14 protein-coding genes are annotated in these 14,370 nt (G+C 67.2%); 4 read left to right on the top strand and 10 right to left on the bottom strand.

The genetic code is table 11. The features are described from left to right. Positions 1–51: 51 nt before the first annotated feature. Entirely contained in the window at positions 52–441 is a 390-nt protein-coding gene (locus VGD28_RS11370) for a DUF1244 domain-containing protein (protein WP_331028458.1), read from the bottom strand. A gap of 70 nt (positions 442–511) precedes the next feature. Between VGD28_RS11370 and pyk the strand changes: the two genes are divergently transcribed. Next, positions 512–1,963 (top strand): pyruvate kinase, encoded by a 1,452-nt coding sequence (gene pyk, locus VGD28_RS11375; protein ID WP_331028459.1) that lies wholly within the window; start codon positions 512–514, stop codon positions 1,961–1,963. A gap of 166 nt (positions 1,964–2,129) precedes the next feature. Here pyk and VGD28_RS11380 read toward each other — a convergent pair whose 3' ends face one another. Both VGD28_RS11380 and ykgO read right to left on the bottom strand, forming a co-directional pair. Continuing rightward, positions 2,130–2,744: an HAD family phosphatase gene (locus tag VGD28_RS11380; RefSeq protein WP_331028460.1), complete on the bottom strand. Its 615-nt coding sequence runs from the start codon at positions 2,742–2,744 to the stop codon at positions 2,130–2,132. Between the two features lie 8 nt (positions 2,745–2,752). Continuing rightward, positions 2,753–2,878, bottom strand: coding sequence for a type B 50S ribosomal protein L36 (ykgO, locus tag VGD28_RS11385; RefSeq protein WP_066575973.1), 126 nt, complete (start codon positions 2,876–2,878; stop codon positions 2,753–2,755). Positions 2,879–3,080: 202 nt separating this feature from the next. Between ykgO and VGD28_RS11390 the strand changes: the two genes are divergently transcribed. Genes VGD28_RS11390 through VGD28_RS11400 form a run of 3 tightly spaced genes read left to right on the top strand, consistent with a single transcriptional unit; the run spans position 3,081 to position 5,285 of the window. Next, the gene (locus VGD28_RS11390) at positions 3,081–3,677 is read left to right on the top strand and encodes a DUF4136 domain-containing protein (protein ID WP_331028461.1); all 597 of its coding nucleotides are present in this window, start codon (positions 3,081–3,083) and stop codon (positions 3,675–3,677) included. A gap of 27 nt (positions 3,678–3,704) precedes the next feature. Next, positions 3,705–4,823: a M14 family metallopeptidase gene (locus tag VGD28_RS11395; protein ID WP_331028462.1), complete on the top strand. Its 1,119-nt coding sequence runs from the start codon at positions 3,705–3,707 to the stop codon at positions 4,821–4,823. A 3-nt stretch (positions 4,824–4,826) separates the two neighbouring features. Next, the gene (locus tag VGD28_RS11400) at positions 4,827–5,285 is read left to right on the top strand and encodes a GNAT family N-acetyltransferase (protein WP_331028463.1); all 459 of its coding nucleotides are present in this window, start codon (positions 4,827–4,829) and stop codon (positions 5,283–5,285) included. A gap of 296 nt (positions 5,286–5,581) precedes the next feature. Here the strand turns inward: VGD28_RS11400 and VGD28_RS11405 are convergent, their stop codons facing one another. The 7 genes from VGD28_RS11405 to nuoL form a co-directional block, all read right to left on the bottom strand. Further along, positions 5,582–5,842: a DUF1467 family protein gene (locus VGD28_RS11405; protein ID WP_331028464.1), complete on the bottom strand. Its 261-nt coding sequence runs from the start codon at positions 5,840–5,842 to the stop codon at positions 5,582–5,584. A gap of 4 nt (positions 5,843–5,846) precedes the next feature. Further along, on the bottom strand, positions 5,847–7,487 hold the full coding sequence (locus tag VGD28_RS11410; RefSeq protein ID WP_331028465.1) for a ribonuclease J: 1,641 nt from the start codon (positions 7,485–7,487) through the stop codon (positions 5,847–5,849). A gap of 124 nt (positions 7,488–7,611) precedes the next feature. Beyond that, positions 7,612–8,391: a type III pantothenate kinase gene (locus VGD28_RS11415; protein WP_331028466.1), complete on the bottom strand. Its 780-nt coding sequence runs from the start codon at positions 8,389–8,391 to the stop codon at positions 7,612–7,614. A gap of 13 nt (positions 8,392–8,404) precedes the next feature. Next, a complete protein-coding gene (locus VGD28_RS11420) occupies positions 8,405–9,118 on the bottom strand; it encodes a biotin--[acetyl-CoA-carboxylase] ligase (RefSeq protein ID WP_331028467.1) in 714 nt (237 codons plus the stop codon). A gap of 159 nt (positions 9,119–9,277) precedes the next feature. After that, a complete protein-coding gene (gene nuoN / locus VGD28_RS11425) occupies positions 9,278–10,732 on the bottom strand; it encodes an NADH-quinone oxidoreductase subunit NuoN (RefSeq protein WP_331028468.1) in 1,455 nt (484 codons plus the stop codon). After that, positions 10,732–12,276, bottom strand: coding sequence for an NADH-quinone oxidoreductase subunit M (locus VGD28_RS11430; RefSeq protein ID WP_331028469.1), 1,545 nt, complete (start codon positions 12,274–12,276; stop codon positions 10,732–10,734). The genes nuoN and VGD28_RS11430 overlap by 1 nt, the downstream gene beginning before the upstream one ends. After that, on the bottom strand, positions 12,273–14,354 hold the full coding sequence (gene nuoL, locus VGD28_RS11435) for an NADH-quinone oxidoreductase subunit L (protein WP_331028470.1): 2,082 nt from the start codon (positions 14,352–14,354) through the stop codon (positions 12,273–12,275). The genes VGD28_RS11430 and nuoL overlap by 4 nt, the downstream gene beginning before the upstream one ends. Positions 14,355–14,370: the final 16 nt, after the last annotated feature.

Genomic DNA, 14,370 nt, shown 5'->3' on the forward strand with positions numbered 1-14,370 from the left:
CGTCGTGAAAATCCGAGCAGCCGCGATGCGCGGCGAGGCGCCGGACGGCTTCTATCGGCCTGGATCGGTCATCGAGGGCGGGTCGCTTGCCGGGAAGCTGTCGTCGAGCGCCTCGTCCAGCGCCGCCTCGCGCTTGTTGCGGGCGATGCTGGCCTCCATCCGCGCGATCTGCTCGGGCGTGGCGTCCTTCTGGTGCAGCGCCTTCCACTGCGCATAGGGCATGCCGTAGATCGCCTGACGCGCGCTATCCTTGTTGAGCTGGCCGCGGCTCGCTTCTTCCAGCCAGTCCGCGAGGCAGTTGCGGCAGAAGCCCGCCAGGCCCATCAGCTCGATATTCTCGGCGTCGGTGCGGTGGCGGAGATGACGGACGAGGCGGCGAAACGCTTCGGCTGCGATTCGGTCGTCAATGCGGTCCAGCCCAAATCTGTCTGGCGTTGTCATTGTTTCGCCTCCACGGTTGTATCGCCCGCATTTGCCGCTAGGGAACGGCGCGCACAAGGAGATTAGAAATATGTCGAAGGCGATCCATCCGCGCTCGCGCAAGGTGCGTGTCCTCGCGACGCTGGGTCCGGCGAGCAACTCGCCCGAGATGATCGCCGCGCTCCATGCCGCGGGCGCCGATGCCTTCCGCATCAACATGAGCCATGGCGACCAGGAATCGAAGGTGCCGGTGATCGCGGCGATCCGCGAGCTGGAGAAGACCACCGGGCGCCCCACCACGATCCTCGCCGACCTGCAGGGCCCCAAGCTGCGCGTCGGCAAGTTCGCGGAAGGGCGGGTGGTGCTGGAGACCGGCGCGACCTTCCGCCTCGACCGCGACAAGACGCCGGGTGACGCGACCCGCGTCGAGCTTCCCCATCGCGAGATCTTCGAGGCGGTGACCGAGGGCGCGCGACTGCTGCTCGACGACGGCAAGATGGTGCTGCGCGTAACCAACTATGGCGACGGCTGGATCGAGACCCGGGTCGAGGTCGGCGGCACGCTGTCCAACTCGAAGGGGCTCAACGTCCCCGACATGATCCTGCCGATGGCGGCGCTGACCGAGAAGGACCGCAGCGATCTGGCCTTCGCGGTCGAGCAGAAGGTCGACTGGATCGCCCTCTCCTTCGTGCAGCGGCCCGAGGACCTGGCCGAGGCGCGGCGGCTGATCGGGGGCGGCGCGGCGTTGCTCGCCAAGATCGAGAAGCCGAGCGCGGTGACGCGGCTGGAGGAGATCGTCGAGGCGTGCGACGGCGTGATGGTCGCGCGCGGCGACCTGGGCGTCGAGCTGCCGCCGCAGAACGTGCCGCCGATGCAGAAGCGCATCGTCGAGACCGCGCGGCGCCTCGGCCGCCCGGTGATCGTCGCGACGCAGATGCTCGAATCGATGATCACTTCGCCCTCCCCCACCCGCGCCGAGGTCTCCGACGTCGCGACCGCGGTGTATGACGGCGCCGACGCGATCATGCTCTCGGCCGAGAGCGCGGCGGGCCAGTGGCCGGTCGAATCGGTGACGATGATGGACGCGATCGCGGATTCGGTGGAGCGCGACCCGGCGCATGGCGATCGCGTGCACTTCACCGTGACGCGGCCCGACCCGACCACCGCCGACGCGCTGGCCGAGGCGGCCAAGTCGATCGCCGCGACGGTGTCGGCGAGCGCGATCATCTGCTTCACCATGTCCGGCTCGACCGCGCGCCGCATCGCGCGCGAGCGCCCGTCGGTGCCGATCCTGGTGCTGACGCCGAAGATCGAGACCGCTCGCCGCATGGGCCTGTTGTGGGGCACGCACGCGGTGCACACCAAGGACGTCGATTCGTTCGAGGACATGGTCGCCAAGGCCAAGCGCATGGCGCTGCGCCAGGGCATCGCCAAGGCGGGCGACCGCGTGATCGTGTGCGCGGGCGTCCCGTTCGGCACGCCGGGCTCGACCAACGTGCTGCACGTCGTGCGCATCCTGGGCGACGAGCTGAAGGGGCGCTGAGGCCACAGCCCTCGGCTAGCTGCGCTAATCCTCCCCCGCCAGGGGGAGGTGCCGCCGAAGGTGGCGGAGGGGGCGGTGGGCGACGCATTATCGAAGGGGAGTTGCCGCCCTCCCCCTCCGTCACGCTGCGCGTGCCACCTCCCCCTGGCGGGGGAGGATTGAAATGTCAGGCGATCAGCCCCGCGTCCGCAAGTTCGCGGCGGGTGGCCTCAGCATCCTTGAAATGGATCGAGCGGATGCCGAGCGCCTGCGCGCCGGCGACGTTGGCGGCGTTATCGTCGATGAACACCGCCTCGTGCGGCTCCAGCTTGAAGCGGGCGAGCGCGAGGCGGTAGATCGCGGGATCGGGCTTCACCAGCTTCTCCTCGCCCGAGACGACGACGTCGCGGAAACGGTCGAACAGCTGAGGCCATTCGGCGCGGAAGGGCGGCCAGAACTCGTGGCTGAAATTGGTGATCGCGAACAGCGGCACCCCGGCCGAATCGAGATCGGCGACCAGATCGTGCATCCCCGGCACCGGGCCGCCGACGCTTTCGTTGAAGCGCGGCTGCCACGCCGCGATCAGATCAGCATGTTGCGGATGCTGCGCGATCAGCTCCGCCGAGGTCTCGGCGAAATCGCGGCCCTCATCATGCTGGAAATGCCAGTCGAGCGTGAGGACGCCGTCCAGAAACGCCGCGAGCGCCCGATCGTCCCCGATCAGGCGCTCGTAGAGAAAGCGCGGATGCCAGGTGAAGAGGACGTTGCCGATATCGAAGATAGCGGCGCGCGGTCCCTTCACGGCAGACCTCAGCCCTGGCGGGCCTTGAAGCGGCGCTGCGTCTTGTTGATCACGTACACGCGGCCGCGGCGGCGGATCACGCGGTTGTCACGGTGGCGCCCCTTGAGCGACTTCAGGCTGTTCACGATCTTCATGACCGGTCTCTACTATCTCGAATTGTGTGGCTGGTGCCGGAAAGAGGCGCCCGCCTAGAGGCGGATGCCGGCGAAGTCAAGGCGAGCGAGGCGGGATTCCGCGCAGAACATCGTCTCTTGGGGGTTGGCAGCGGAACCCGCGCAGGCGTAACGATGTTGACCGCGTTGAGCCGTTCGCTGCGGACGGCAGGAGGAGTAGCCGATGAAGACCCGTGTCCTGATCGCCATCACCGCAATGGCCGCGCTGACGGGCGGCTGCTCCACCACCGGCGGCGGGCGCCCGGGACCGGTCGATGTGACGCGCTACCACCTGTCGCAGCCGATTCCCGCAGGCACGGTGGCGATCCAGCCCAAGGACAGCGTCGCGGGGCCGGAATTCCAGCTTTATGCCGACGCGGTCGGCGCCGAGCTGGGGCGGATGGGATATACGCCCGCGGCCGCCGGCGCGCGCGCGGACTATATCGCGACGGTCGATTTCACCCGCACCGACCGCGGGCAGGTGCGCACGCGCCCGCCGCTGACGATCGGGATCGGCGGCGGCAGCTTCGGCGGCAATGTCGGCGTAGGCGGCGGCGCGAGCGTGGGCGTCGGCAGCAAGACGCGCACCGTCTATGGCCTCGAGCTCGCGGTGCAGCTGCGCCGCCACGGCGACAATACCGTGGTGTGGGAGGGCAAGGCGATCACCGAAGCGCTGAGCGGCGCTCCGGGCGCGCAGCCGGCCGACGGCGCGGCAAGGCTTGCCGCGGCGCTGTTCAAGGGGTTCCCCGGCCAGTCGGGCATCACTATCACGGTGAAGTGACCTCTCCCTCCAGACCGCCACGGTGACATGACCATCCAGATCAACGCCGCGTTCGACAGCGGCAACATCCGCTTGACCGGAATCGACGGCGACACCGTCGATCTCGAGATCGTCCCGGACCATCTCTCCGACTTCTACCAGTGGTTCCATTTCCGCGTGGCGGGCGCGCGCGGGCGGCGGCTGACCTTCCGCATCACCAATGCCGGCGGATCGGCCTATGCGTTCGGCTGGCCGGGATACCGGACGCGGGTGAGCACCGACCGCGAAGCGTGGCGGATGACCGACGGCGGCTATGCCGACGGGGTGTTCAGCTTCTCGTACGAATTCGAGGGCGATGTAGCGTGGTTCGCCTATTTCGCGCCCTATTCGATGGAGCGCCACGCCGACCTGATCGCGCGCATGGCGGCGCAGCCGGGGGTGACGCATCGCGAGCTCGGGCAGACGCTCGACGGGCGCGCGCTCGACCTGCTGACGCTGGGCGAGGGCCCCAAGCAGGTGTGGCTCTATGCCCGCCAGCATCCCGGCGAATCGATGGCCGAATGGTGGATGGAAGGCGCGCTGGAGAAGCTGACCGACCCGAACGACGCGACGGCGCAAGCGCTGCGCGCCAAGGCGACCTTGCATATCGTGCCCAACATGAACCCGGACGGGAGCTTCCGTGGGCATCTGCGCACCAATGCGGCGGGCGTGAACCTCAACCGCGAATGGCATGCGCCCAGCCTCGAGAAGAGCCCGGAGGTCTATCACGTCCGCAATGCGATGGACGCGACCGGCGTCGATTTCGCGATGGACGTGCATGGCGACGAGGCGATCCCGGCGAACTTCCTGGCCGGGTTCGACGGCATCCCGGGCTGGACCGAGGCGCTGGGCGCGAGATATGACGAATATGGCCGCCGGCTGGCCGCCGCGACGCCGCTGTTCCAGCTGGAAAAGGGCTATGAGAAGTCGGCGCCGGGACAGGCCAATCTGTCGATGTCGACCAACCAGCTCGCCGAGCGCTTCGGTGCGGTGTCGATGACGCTCGAGATGCCGTTCAAGGACCACAACCCCAGCCCGGACGCCGAATATGGCTGGTCGCCCGAGCGCTGCAAGGCGCTGGCGCACGCCTGCCTCGACACGCTGGCCGGCTTCATCGACGAGGTCTGAGCGGTGCAGGTTCGCGAAGGCGGCCTCGACGAGCCGCAGGTGATCGGTCTGCTCGAGATCCATGCCGGGGGCATGCTCGCCAACTCGCCGCAGGGAGCGTGCCATTTCCTCGACCTGTCGGGGCTGAAGAACCCCGACATCACCTTCCTGTCGGCATGGGAGGGCGAGACGCTGCTGGGGATCGGCGCGGTCAAGGCGCTCGATGCGGAGACCGGCGAGATCAAGTCGATGCGGACCGCGCAGGCCGCGCTGGGGCAAGGCGTGGGCACGGCGATCCTGCGGCACATCATCGCCCTGGCGAAGCAGCGCGGCTACACGGCGCTCAAGCTCGAGACTGGGACCGGCGCGGCATTCGATGCGGCGCATGCGCTCTATGCGCGACACGGCTTTACCCCCTGCCCCGCCTTCGCCGATTACGAGACGACCGAGTTCAACCGCTTCTTCGCGCTGCCGCTGAACTGAGGAACGGCGGCCGCCCTATGGCCGTTGTTCCCGGCGAAGGAGCAACGATCATGGCCGACGAGAAGGGCACGCAGACCCAGCCCCGCCCCAATATCTCGACCGAGAACCATATGCCGGGCGATGCGCCGCCCACGAAGACGTAACCCCGGCCCAACCTCTCGACCGAGCATCAGAAGCCCGGCGACGCGCGCAAGCCCGATGACGGGCTGGGGCGCGACCAGCCGCAACAGCAGGACGATCGCGGGCGGCGATCCTCGCTGACCGACCCTGATGCGACCTGAGGTAAGGTTCGCCCGTCAGTTCCAGTAATCGAGCATGTCGGCGGTGATCCAGCCGTTGACGTAGTTGAGATAGTAGAGCGCGAACAGGGTGGTCGCGACCGCCGTGGTGCGCAGCGCGATCCGTGCCGCGGGGAAATGCTGCGGCGCGCTTTCGGCCTGGCCCCGCACCAGAGTCTCCCCCGCCTCGACGCTGGTGCGCGCGTGAAAGGGCAACACCAGGAACAGCGCGAGGAACCAGAAGAGGAAATAGATCGCCAGCGCGCTGGGCCAACTCATCGCTTCAGACCTCGATCAGCAGGACGTCGACGACCGGCTTCTTGCCGGTCCATTTGACCGCCACGCGGCGGGTGGCGAGGCGCACGGCCTCGCGCAGCTTCTCGCGGTCGCCGCGGCCGCCCGCGGCAGCCGCCTGCGCCGCGGCGAGGCAGGCTTCCTCGATGAAGGGATCGCGATCCTCCTTCACGGGCACGCCCTGGATGCGCACCTCGGGCTCGCCTGCGACGCTGCCGTCCTTGCGGAGCGCGACCGCGACCGACATCTGGCCATAGAGGCCGAGCTTGCGGCGCTCGTTGATCGTCGAGCCGTCCGCCGGGAGGATGACGTCGCCATCGAGGACGAGGCGGCCCGCGGGGGCGTGGCCGAGCTTTTCGGGCTTGCCGGGGGCAAGGCGGATGATCTCGCCATTGGTCTGGATCACCGCGCCGGGAATGCCCTGTTCGATGCCGAAACGCGCCTGTTCGGCGATGTGGCGCATCTCGCCATGCACGGGAACCAGGATTTCGGGGCGGATCCAGCGGTACATCTCGGCCAGCTCGGGGCGGCCGGGATGGCCCGAGACATGGACGAAGGCCTGGCGGTCGGTGACCATCTCGACGCCCTTGGCCGCGAGCGCGTTCATGATCCGGCCGATCGCCAGCTCGTTGCCGGGGATCTGCTTGGACGAGAAGATGACGCGATCGCCCTTGTCGAGCTTGAGCGGGTGCGAATCCTCGGCGATGCGGGCGAGCGCGGCGCGCGGCTCGCCCTGCCCGCCGGTCGCGACGATCATCACCTTGTCGCGCGGGAGCGTCATCGCGGTCTCGAAATCGACCGTCTCGGGGAAGTTGCGGAGGTAGCCTGTAGCCCGCGCCACGCGCAGGATGCGGTCGAGCGAGCGGCCGGCGACGCACATCGCGCGGCCGGTGTCGCGCGCGGCCTCGCCCAGCGTCTGGAGGCGCGCGGCGTTGGAGGCGAAGGTGGTGACGAGGACGCGGCCCTTGGCCCCGGCGATCACGCGATCGAGGCCTTCGCGCACCTCCTGCTCGGAGCCTGAGGCCTCGGGGTTGAAGACGTTGGTGGAATCGCAGACCAGCGCGAGCACGCCCTCGTCGCCGATCTGGGTCAGCTCCTCGGCAGTCGAGGGCGAGCCCATCACGGGCGTGTCGTCGATCTTCCAGTCGCCGGTGTGGAACACGCGGCCATAGGGCGTGTCGATCAGGACGGCGTTGCCCTCGGGAATCGAGTGGGCGAGCGGAACGTAGCGGATGCCGAACGGGCCGAGCTCGAACGGCTCCTCCTCGCGCACCACGTTCAGCTCGACGCGGTCGGCGATCCCTTCCTCGTCGAGCTTGCCGTGGATCAGGCCCGCGGTGAACGGCGTGGCGTAGAGCGGCACGCCGAGATCGGCGGCGAGATAGGGCAGCGCGCCGATATGATCCTCATGCCCGTGAGTCAGCACGATGCCGAGCAGATCGTCCAGCCGCTCCTCGATGAACTGGAGATCGGGCAGGATCAGGTCGATGCCGGGATAGTCGGGCGTGCCGAAGATCACCCCGCAATCGACCATGATCCACTTGCCGCGGCAGCCATAGAGATTGACGTTCATGCCGATCTCGCCCGAACCGCCGAGCGCGAGGAAGAGAAGTTCGTTGCCGGGTGTCACTGATTTCCTGTCTCAATCAAAAGCCGTTCGCCCTGAGCTTGTCAAAGGGCAGTTCTTCCGCGAAAGAAATGCAAGGCTTCGACAAGCTCAGCCCGAACGGGGTTAGGGATGATCGGCCCGTGGATCAAACGCTGGTTGCCCGCGTCCGCTCCCACAGGATCGCGAGGCCCTGAATGGTCAGATCGGGCTCGATCACGTCGAAAACGCTGGTGTGCTTCTCGAACAGCACCGAAAGCCCGCCCGTGGCGATGACCTTTACCGGGCGGCCGATCTCGGCCTTCATCCGGGCGACCAGCCCCTCGATCATCGCGATATAGCCCCAATAGATGCCGATATGCATCTGGTCCGGCGTGTTGAGGCCGATCACGCTGGTCGATTGCGGCGCCTCGATCGCGACGCGGGGAAGCTTGGCGGCGGCGTTGACCAGCGCGTCGAGCGAGAGGTTGATGCCCGGCGCGATGATCCCGCCCTTGTACGCGCCCTCGTAATCCGCGACCTCGAAGGTCGTCGCGGTGCCGAAATCGATCACGATCAGGTCGCCGGGGTGCTTGTCGTGCGCGGCGATGATGTTGAGCGCGCGGTCGGCGCCCATATTCTGCGGTTCCTCGACATCAAGCCGGATCGGCCAGCCGTCCTTGCCCGCGATCACCGCTTCGGTCTTGAAATATTTGCTCGCCAGCACCTGGAGGTTGTGCAGCGCGCGCGGGACGACGGTGCCGACGATCACGCCGGTGACGTCGCTGCGGTCGAAGCCCTCGAGCGCGAGCAATTGGCTCAGCCATACGGCATATTCGTCGCCGGTGCGGCGCGGATCGGTGGCGATGCGCCACCGCGCCTTGATCTCGCGGCCATCGAGCAGCGCGAAGACGACATTGGTGTTGCCGGCGTCGATGGCGAGCAGCATTGCGGAGCCTCTCTCAGATCAGGAACACGTCGCCGGCGTGAATGACACGGCGGGCGCGGCTCGCCAAGCGCAGGATGAGCGCGCCGTCGCCTGTGAGGCCGTCGAACAGCCCGTCGACCGCCTCGCCATCGGGCAGGCGCGCGGTGAGCGCGGTGCCGGGGGCGTGCGCGCGATCGAGCCAGCGCTGGCGGACGGGATCGAGGCCTTCCTGGCGCCAGCGCGCGAGCCATCGGGCGAAGGTATCGGCGAGGGCGCCGAGGAAGGTGGCGGGTCCGACGGGGGCGCCGTGTGCGGCGAGGCTGGTGGTCGGGCGATCGGGCAGGCCGGGATGATGGGCGAGGTTGACGCCGGTGCCGATGACGATCGCATCCCCAGCCCGCTCGAGCAGGATGCCCGAGAGCTTGGAGCCGGAGATCAGCAGGTCGTTCGGCCATTTGATCGTCGCGCCGGAAGGCAGGAAGACGCGGACGGCCTCCTCCAGCGCGACCGCGGCGACCAGCGCGAGCGTCGCGGCGGGCGGATCGGCGGGGCGCAGGCGGACGAGCGTGCTGGCGTAGAGATTGCCGGGGGGCGAGTCCCATGCCCGGCCTTGCCGCCCCTTGCCGCCGGTCTGGCGCTCGGCACGGAGCCAACTGCCCTCAGCCGCACCCGCCGAAGCGAGCGCGAGCATGTCGGCATTGGTCGAGCCGGTCTCGGCGACCGCGCGGATGTCAGGATGAAACGACATTCAGCGAAAATCCTCCCCCGCCAGGGGGAGGTGGCACGCGAAGCGTGACGGAGGGGGAGGATTCCCCAACAAGCGTTCTGGCATCCTCCCCCTCCGTCAGCCCGCGGCTGACACCTCCCCCCGCCAGGGGGAGGATTAAACATCGCTGCGCTCTGACGATCAGAACAGCGACCGCGCGGCGGCGAGCGACCAGGCGCTGAGCGCCGGGATCAGCAGATAGCCGAGCGGCGAGACGAACAGAGCGGCGGCGGCGATCAGCCCGCCCTCGACCGGATTGCTGTCACGACCGAACTCGGGCGCGGGTTCATCGAAGTACATCGTCTTGACGATCTTGAGATAGTAGTATGCGCCGATCACCGAGGCGGCGATGCCGATCGCCGCGAGCGGGAAGAGGCCCGCTTCCACGGCGGCCCAGAACACCGCGAACTTGGCCCAGAAGCCGAACAGCGGCGGGATGCCCGCGAGGCTGAACATGAAGATCGCGAGCGCCGCCGCCAGCGCCGGGCGGGTGCGCGACAGGCCCGAGAGGCTGGCGATGGTCTCGATCGGCCGGCCTTCGGGATCGCGCATCTGCAGCACGACAAGGAAGCTGCCCAACGTCATCACAATATAGATGGTGAGATAGGTCAGCACGCCCGCCACGCCCTCGGCAGTGCCCGCGGCAAGACCGATCAGCGCGAAGCCGACATTGTTGATCGAGGAGTAAGCGAGCAGGCGCTTGATGTTGGTCTGGCCGATCGCGGCGACCGCGCCGAGCACGATCGAGGCGAGCGCGGCGACGACGACGATCTGGCGCCAGTCGCTGGTGACCGGCCCCATCGCCTCGATCGCGACGCGCACGGCGAGCGCGACCGCGGCGACCTTGGGCGCGGAGGCGAAGAAGGTGGTCACCGGGGTCGGCGCGCCCTCATACACGTCCGGGGTCCACATGTGGAACGGGACCGCCGCCATCTTGAAGGCGAGGCCGGCGAACATGAAGACAAGGCCGAACAGCAGGCCGATCTTGGCCGAGCCCTCGGCACCGGCATATGCGGTGGCGATGTCGCCGAAGATCGTGGTGCCGCTGAAGCCGTAGATCAGCGAGATGCCGTAGAGCAGGATGCCCGAGGCGAGCGAGCCGAGGATGAAGTATTTGAGGCCCGATTCCGCCGAACGCACGTCGCGCCGCATGAAGCTGGCGAGGACGTAGGATGCGAGGCTGTTGAGCTCGAGCCCGACATACAGCGTCAGCATGTCGTTGGCCGAGACCATCATGCCCATGCCCGCGGTCGCGAACAGGATCAGGATGGGATATTCGGGGCGCAGGTCCTCGCCACTGGTGCGCGCGAAGAAGCGCGGGGCGATGATGATCGACACCGCCGCCGCAGCGAAGATCAGCACCTTGGCATAGGCGCCGAACAGGTCGGCACGGTAGAGCTGGTCGAACGCGGCGCCGCCGGCCGATGCCGGGCCGGTCAGCGCGATGCCCGCGCCGACCAGCACGAGGACCGCGACCCAGCTCACCGCGCGCGAGACGGCCTGACCGCCCCATGCGGCGACCATCAGCAGCGCGAGCCCACCCACCGAGAGGACCACTTCGGGCAGGACCATCGAGAGTTGTGCGGCGTAATCCATCAGTGTGCCGCTCCGTGTTCGGCGGATTTGTGTTCACCCGCGTGCGCAGCGGGCGCGACGGGGTTGCCCGGCGTCGGCTGGCTGTCGCCCGCCGGCTTGGCGCGGTCGATGCGCGCGAGCAGCGTCGCGACATCGTTGCGCATCGGGGCGAGGAAGCTTTCCGGATAGACGCCCATCCACAGCACCACCGCGGCGAGCGGGGCGAGCAGCGCCAGCTCGCGCCTGTTGAGGTCCGGCATCGCCTTGACGTCGTCCTTCACCAGATCGCCGAATACGACGCGACGGTAGAGGTAGAGCATATAGGCGGCGCCGAGGATGATGCCGGTGGTGGCGATCAGCGTGGCGAGGGTCGAGACCTGATAGGCGCCCATCAGCGCCAGCAGCTCGCCGACGAAGTTGCTGGTGCCCGGCAGGCCGACCGAGGCCATGGTGAACAGCATGAACAGCACGGCATATTTGGGCATGTTGACCGCAAGGCCGCCATAGCGGTCGATCTCACGCGTGTGCAGGCGGTCATAGATCACGCCGACGCACAGGAAGAGCGCGCCCGACACCAGGCCATGGCCCAGCATCACCATCATCGCGCCTTCGATGCCCTGGCGGTTGAAGGTGAACAGACCGATCGTGACGATCGCCATGTGCGCCACGGAGCTGTAGGCGATCAGCTTCTTCATGTCGTTCTGAACGAGCGCGATCAGCGAGGTGACCACGACCGCGACGCACGACAGGCCGAACACCAGCCAGATGAGCTGCGCCGAAGCCTCCGGGAACATCGGCAGGCTGAAGCGCAGGAAGCCGTAGCCGCCGAGCTTCAGCAGCACGCCCGCCAGAATCACCGAGCCCGCGGTCGGCGCCTGAACGTGCGCGTCGGGCAGCCAGGTGTGGACCGGCCACATCGGCATCTTGACCGCGAACGAGGCGAAGAAGGCGAGCCACAGCCATGTCTGGGCATGCGGCGGGAAGTCGTACGCCATCAGGTCGGGGATGTAGGTCGTGCCCGCGGTGATGGTCATGTACATCATCGCGATCAGCATCAGCACCGAGCCGAGCAGCGTGTAGAGGAAGAACTTATACGACGCGTAGATGCGGTTCGCCCCGCCCCAGATGCCGATGATCAGGAACATCGGGATCAGGCCGGCCTCGAAGAACACGTAGAACAGGAAGATGTCCTGCGCCGCAAAGGTGCCGATCATCAGCACTTCGGTGATCAGGAACGCGGCCATATACTCCTGGACGCGATCGGTGATCGCTTCCCAGCTCGCGCCGATGCAGATCGGCATGAGGAAGACCGAGAGCAGGATCAGCAGCAGCGCGAAACCGTCGATGCCGAGCGCCCAGGCGAAGCGCCCGAACAGCGGCACGCTCTCGACGAACTGCCACTGCGCGCCGCCGACCTCGAAATTGGCCCACAGCACGCCGCCGAGCGCAAGGTCGATCAGCGTCGCGCCGAGCGCGATCCAGCGCGCCTGGTTCGCGTTGACGAACAGGCAGACCAGCGCCGCGGCGAGCGGCACGATGAGCATGAGGGAAAGAATGCCGCTCATCGCGTGAACACCCAGGAAACGGCGAAGGTCAGGCCGATCAGCATGACGAACGCATAGCTATAGACATATCCCGACTGGAGCTTGCCGGTCAGCACGCTGCCGAGCTTGACCACCGCGGCCGAACCGTTCGGTCCGAAACGGTCGATCGTGCCCTCGTCCCCCTTCTTCCAGAAGAGGCGGCCGAACCAGAAAGCAGGCTTCACGAAGAGCACGTTGTAGAGCTCGTCGAAATACCATTTGTTGAGCAGGAACTTGTAGAGAAGCCCGAAGGTCGCGGTGAAACGCGCCGGGATGCTGGGCGACTTGATGTACGCCACCCATGCGCCGAACAGGCCGAGCAGCATCACGATGCTCGCCGACAGCTTCACCCACAGCGGCACTTCGTGCATCGCGTGCGCGAGATGCTCGTCGAACGCGACGGCGCCCTTCCAGAAGATCGCACCCGCCTCGGGCTGGATGAAGAATTTGTTGAAGGCGAAGCCCGCGAACACCGCGCCGAGGCTGAGCAGCAGCAGCGGTATCATCATCGGCAGCGGGCTTTCGTGCGGATGGTAGCCGCCGGTTCCGTCGCCATGGGCGTGATGATCGGCATGGCCATCCTCATGGCTCGGCTCGTCATGCTCGTGCGGGTGATGCAGCGCGTGCTGGATATGCTCCGACTGGGTCCAGCGCGGCTTGCCCCAGAAGGTCAGGAACATCAGGCGCCAGCTGTAGAAGCTGGTGAGCAGCGCGGCGAACACGCCGACCCAGAAGGCGCCCTGCCCCGCCCCGCCCGATGCATAGGCTGCCTCGAGGATCGCATCCTTCGAATGGAAGCCGGCAAAACCGGCATGGAGCCAGTAGATGCCGACGCCGGTGATCGCGAGCGTGCCCGCCATCATCGTCCAGAAGGTGACCGGGATGTGCTTACGCAGGCCGCCATAATAGCGCATGTCCTGCTCGTGGTGCATCGCGTGGATCACCGAACCGGCACCCAGGAACAGCAGCGCCTTGAAGAAGGCGTGGGTGAACAGGTGGAACATCGCCGCGCCGTACATGCCGACGCCGGCGGCGAAGAACATGTAGCCGAGCTGCGAACAGGTCGAATAGGCGATGACGCGCTTGATGTCGGTCTGGGTGGTGCCCACCGTTGCGGCGAACAGGCAGGTCGCGGCCCCGATGAAGGTGACGAAGCCCAGCGCCACCGGCGACTGCTCGAACAAAGGCGACAGGCGGCAGACCATGAACACGCCCGCGGTGACCATCGTCGCGGCGTGGATCAGCGCCGACACCGGGGTCGGGCCTTCCATCGCGTCGGGCAACCAGGTGTGGAGGCCGAGCTGTGCCGACTTGCCCATCGCGCCGACGAACAGCAGCAGGCAGAGCACGGTCAGCGTGTCGAAGCGGTAGCCGAGAAAGCCGATCGTGCTGCCGGCATGGCTCGGCGCGGCGGCGAGGATCTCGGGGATCGAGATCGTGCCGAACACCAGGAACACGCCGAAGATGCCGAGCATGAAGCTGAGATCGCCGACGCGGTTGACCACGAACGCCTTGATCGCGGCAGCGTTGGCCGAGGGCTTCTTGAACCAGAAGCCGATCAGCAGATAGCTCGCCAGGCCGACGCCTTCCCAGCCGAAGAACATCTGCAGCAGGTTGTCCGCGGTCACGAGCATCAGCATCGCGAAGGTGAACAGCGAGAGGTAGGCGAAGAAGCGCGGCTGATCCGGATCCTCTTCCATGTACGACCAGCTGTAGAGGTGGACCAGCGCCGAGACGCTCGTCACCACCACCAGCATTACCGCGGTGAGGCTGTCGACGCGCAGTGCCCAGGATACGTCCAAACCGCCCGACTTGATCCAGGTGAAGACCGGGACGAGCAGTCCTCCACCCGGAATCGCGTAGGCGTTGTACCCGAGCGCATCGGCCGGGACCGGATAGAGCAAGAAGCCGAGGAAGATATGCCAGCTCAGCAGCGCGGCGACGAACAGGCCGCCGGTGGTGACGATCTTCGGGAAGAGCGTGCCGAACGCGCGGTTGCTGAAACCGCCGACGATCGCTGCCAGCAGCGGCAGGAAAACGATGAAATGGATGGACGACATCAGAACGGTCCCGTCA

Source organism: Sphingomonas sp., assembly GCF_036402235.1.
Classification (GTDB): Bacteria; Pseudomonadota; Alphaproteobacteria; order Sphingomonadales; family Sphingomonadaceae; genus Sphingomonas.

Coding starts and splice junctions, on each gene's coding strand:
- VGD28_RS11370 (WP_331028458.1), bottom strand. CDS start 441: ATGACAACGCCAGACAGATTTGGGCTGGACCGCATTGACGACCGAATC.
- pyk (WP_331028459.1), top strand. CDS start 512: ATGTCGAAGGCGATCCATCCGCGCTCGCGCAAGGTGCGTGTCCTCGCG.
- ykgO (WP_066575973.1), bottom strand. CDS start 2,878: ATGAAGATCGTGAACAGCCTGAAGTCGCTCAAGGGGCGCCACCGTGAC.
- VGD28_RS11390 (WP_331028461.1), top strand. CDS start 3,081: ATGAAGACCCGTGTCCTGATCGCCATCACCGCAATGGCCGCGCTGACG.
- VGD28_RS11395 (WP_331028462.1), top strand. CDS start 3,705: ATGACCATCCAGATCAACGCCGCGTTCGACAGCGGCAACATCCGCTTG.
- VGD28_RS11405 (WP_331028464.1), bottom strand. CDS start 5,842: ATGAGTTGGCCCAGCGCGCTGGCGATCTATTTCCTCTTCTGGTTCCTC.
- VGD28_RS11415 (WP_331028466.1), bottom strand. CDS start 8,391: ATGCTGCTCGCCATCGACGCCGGCAACACCAATGTCGTCTTCGCGCTG.
- VGD28_RS11420 (WP_331028467.1), bottom strand. CDS start 9,118: ATGTCGTTTCATCCTGACATCCGCGCGGTCGCCGAGACCGGCTCGACC.
- nuoN (WP_331028468.1), bottom strand. CDS start 10,732: ATGGATTACGCCGCACAACTCTCGATGGTCCTGCCCGAAGTGGTCCTC.
- VGD28_RS11430 (WP_331028469.1), bottom strand. CDS start 12,276: ATGAGCGGCATTCTTTCCCTCATGCTCATCGTGCCGCTCGCCGCGGCG.
- nuoL (WP_331028470.1), bottom strand. CDS start 14,354: ATGTCGTCCATCCATTTCATCGTTTTCCTGCCGCTGCTGGCAGCGATC.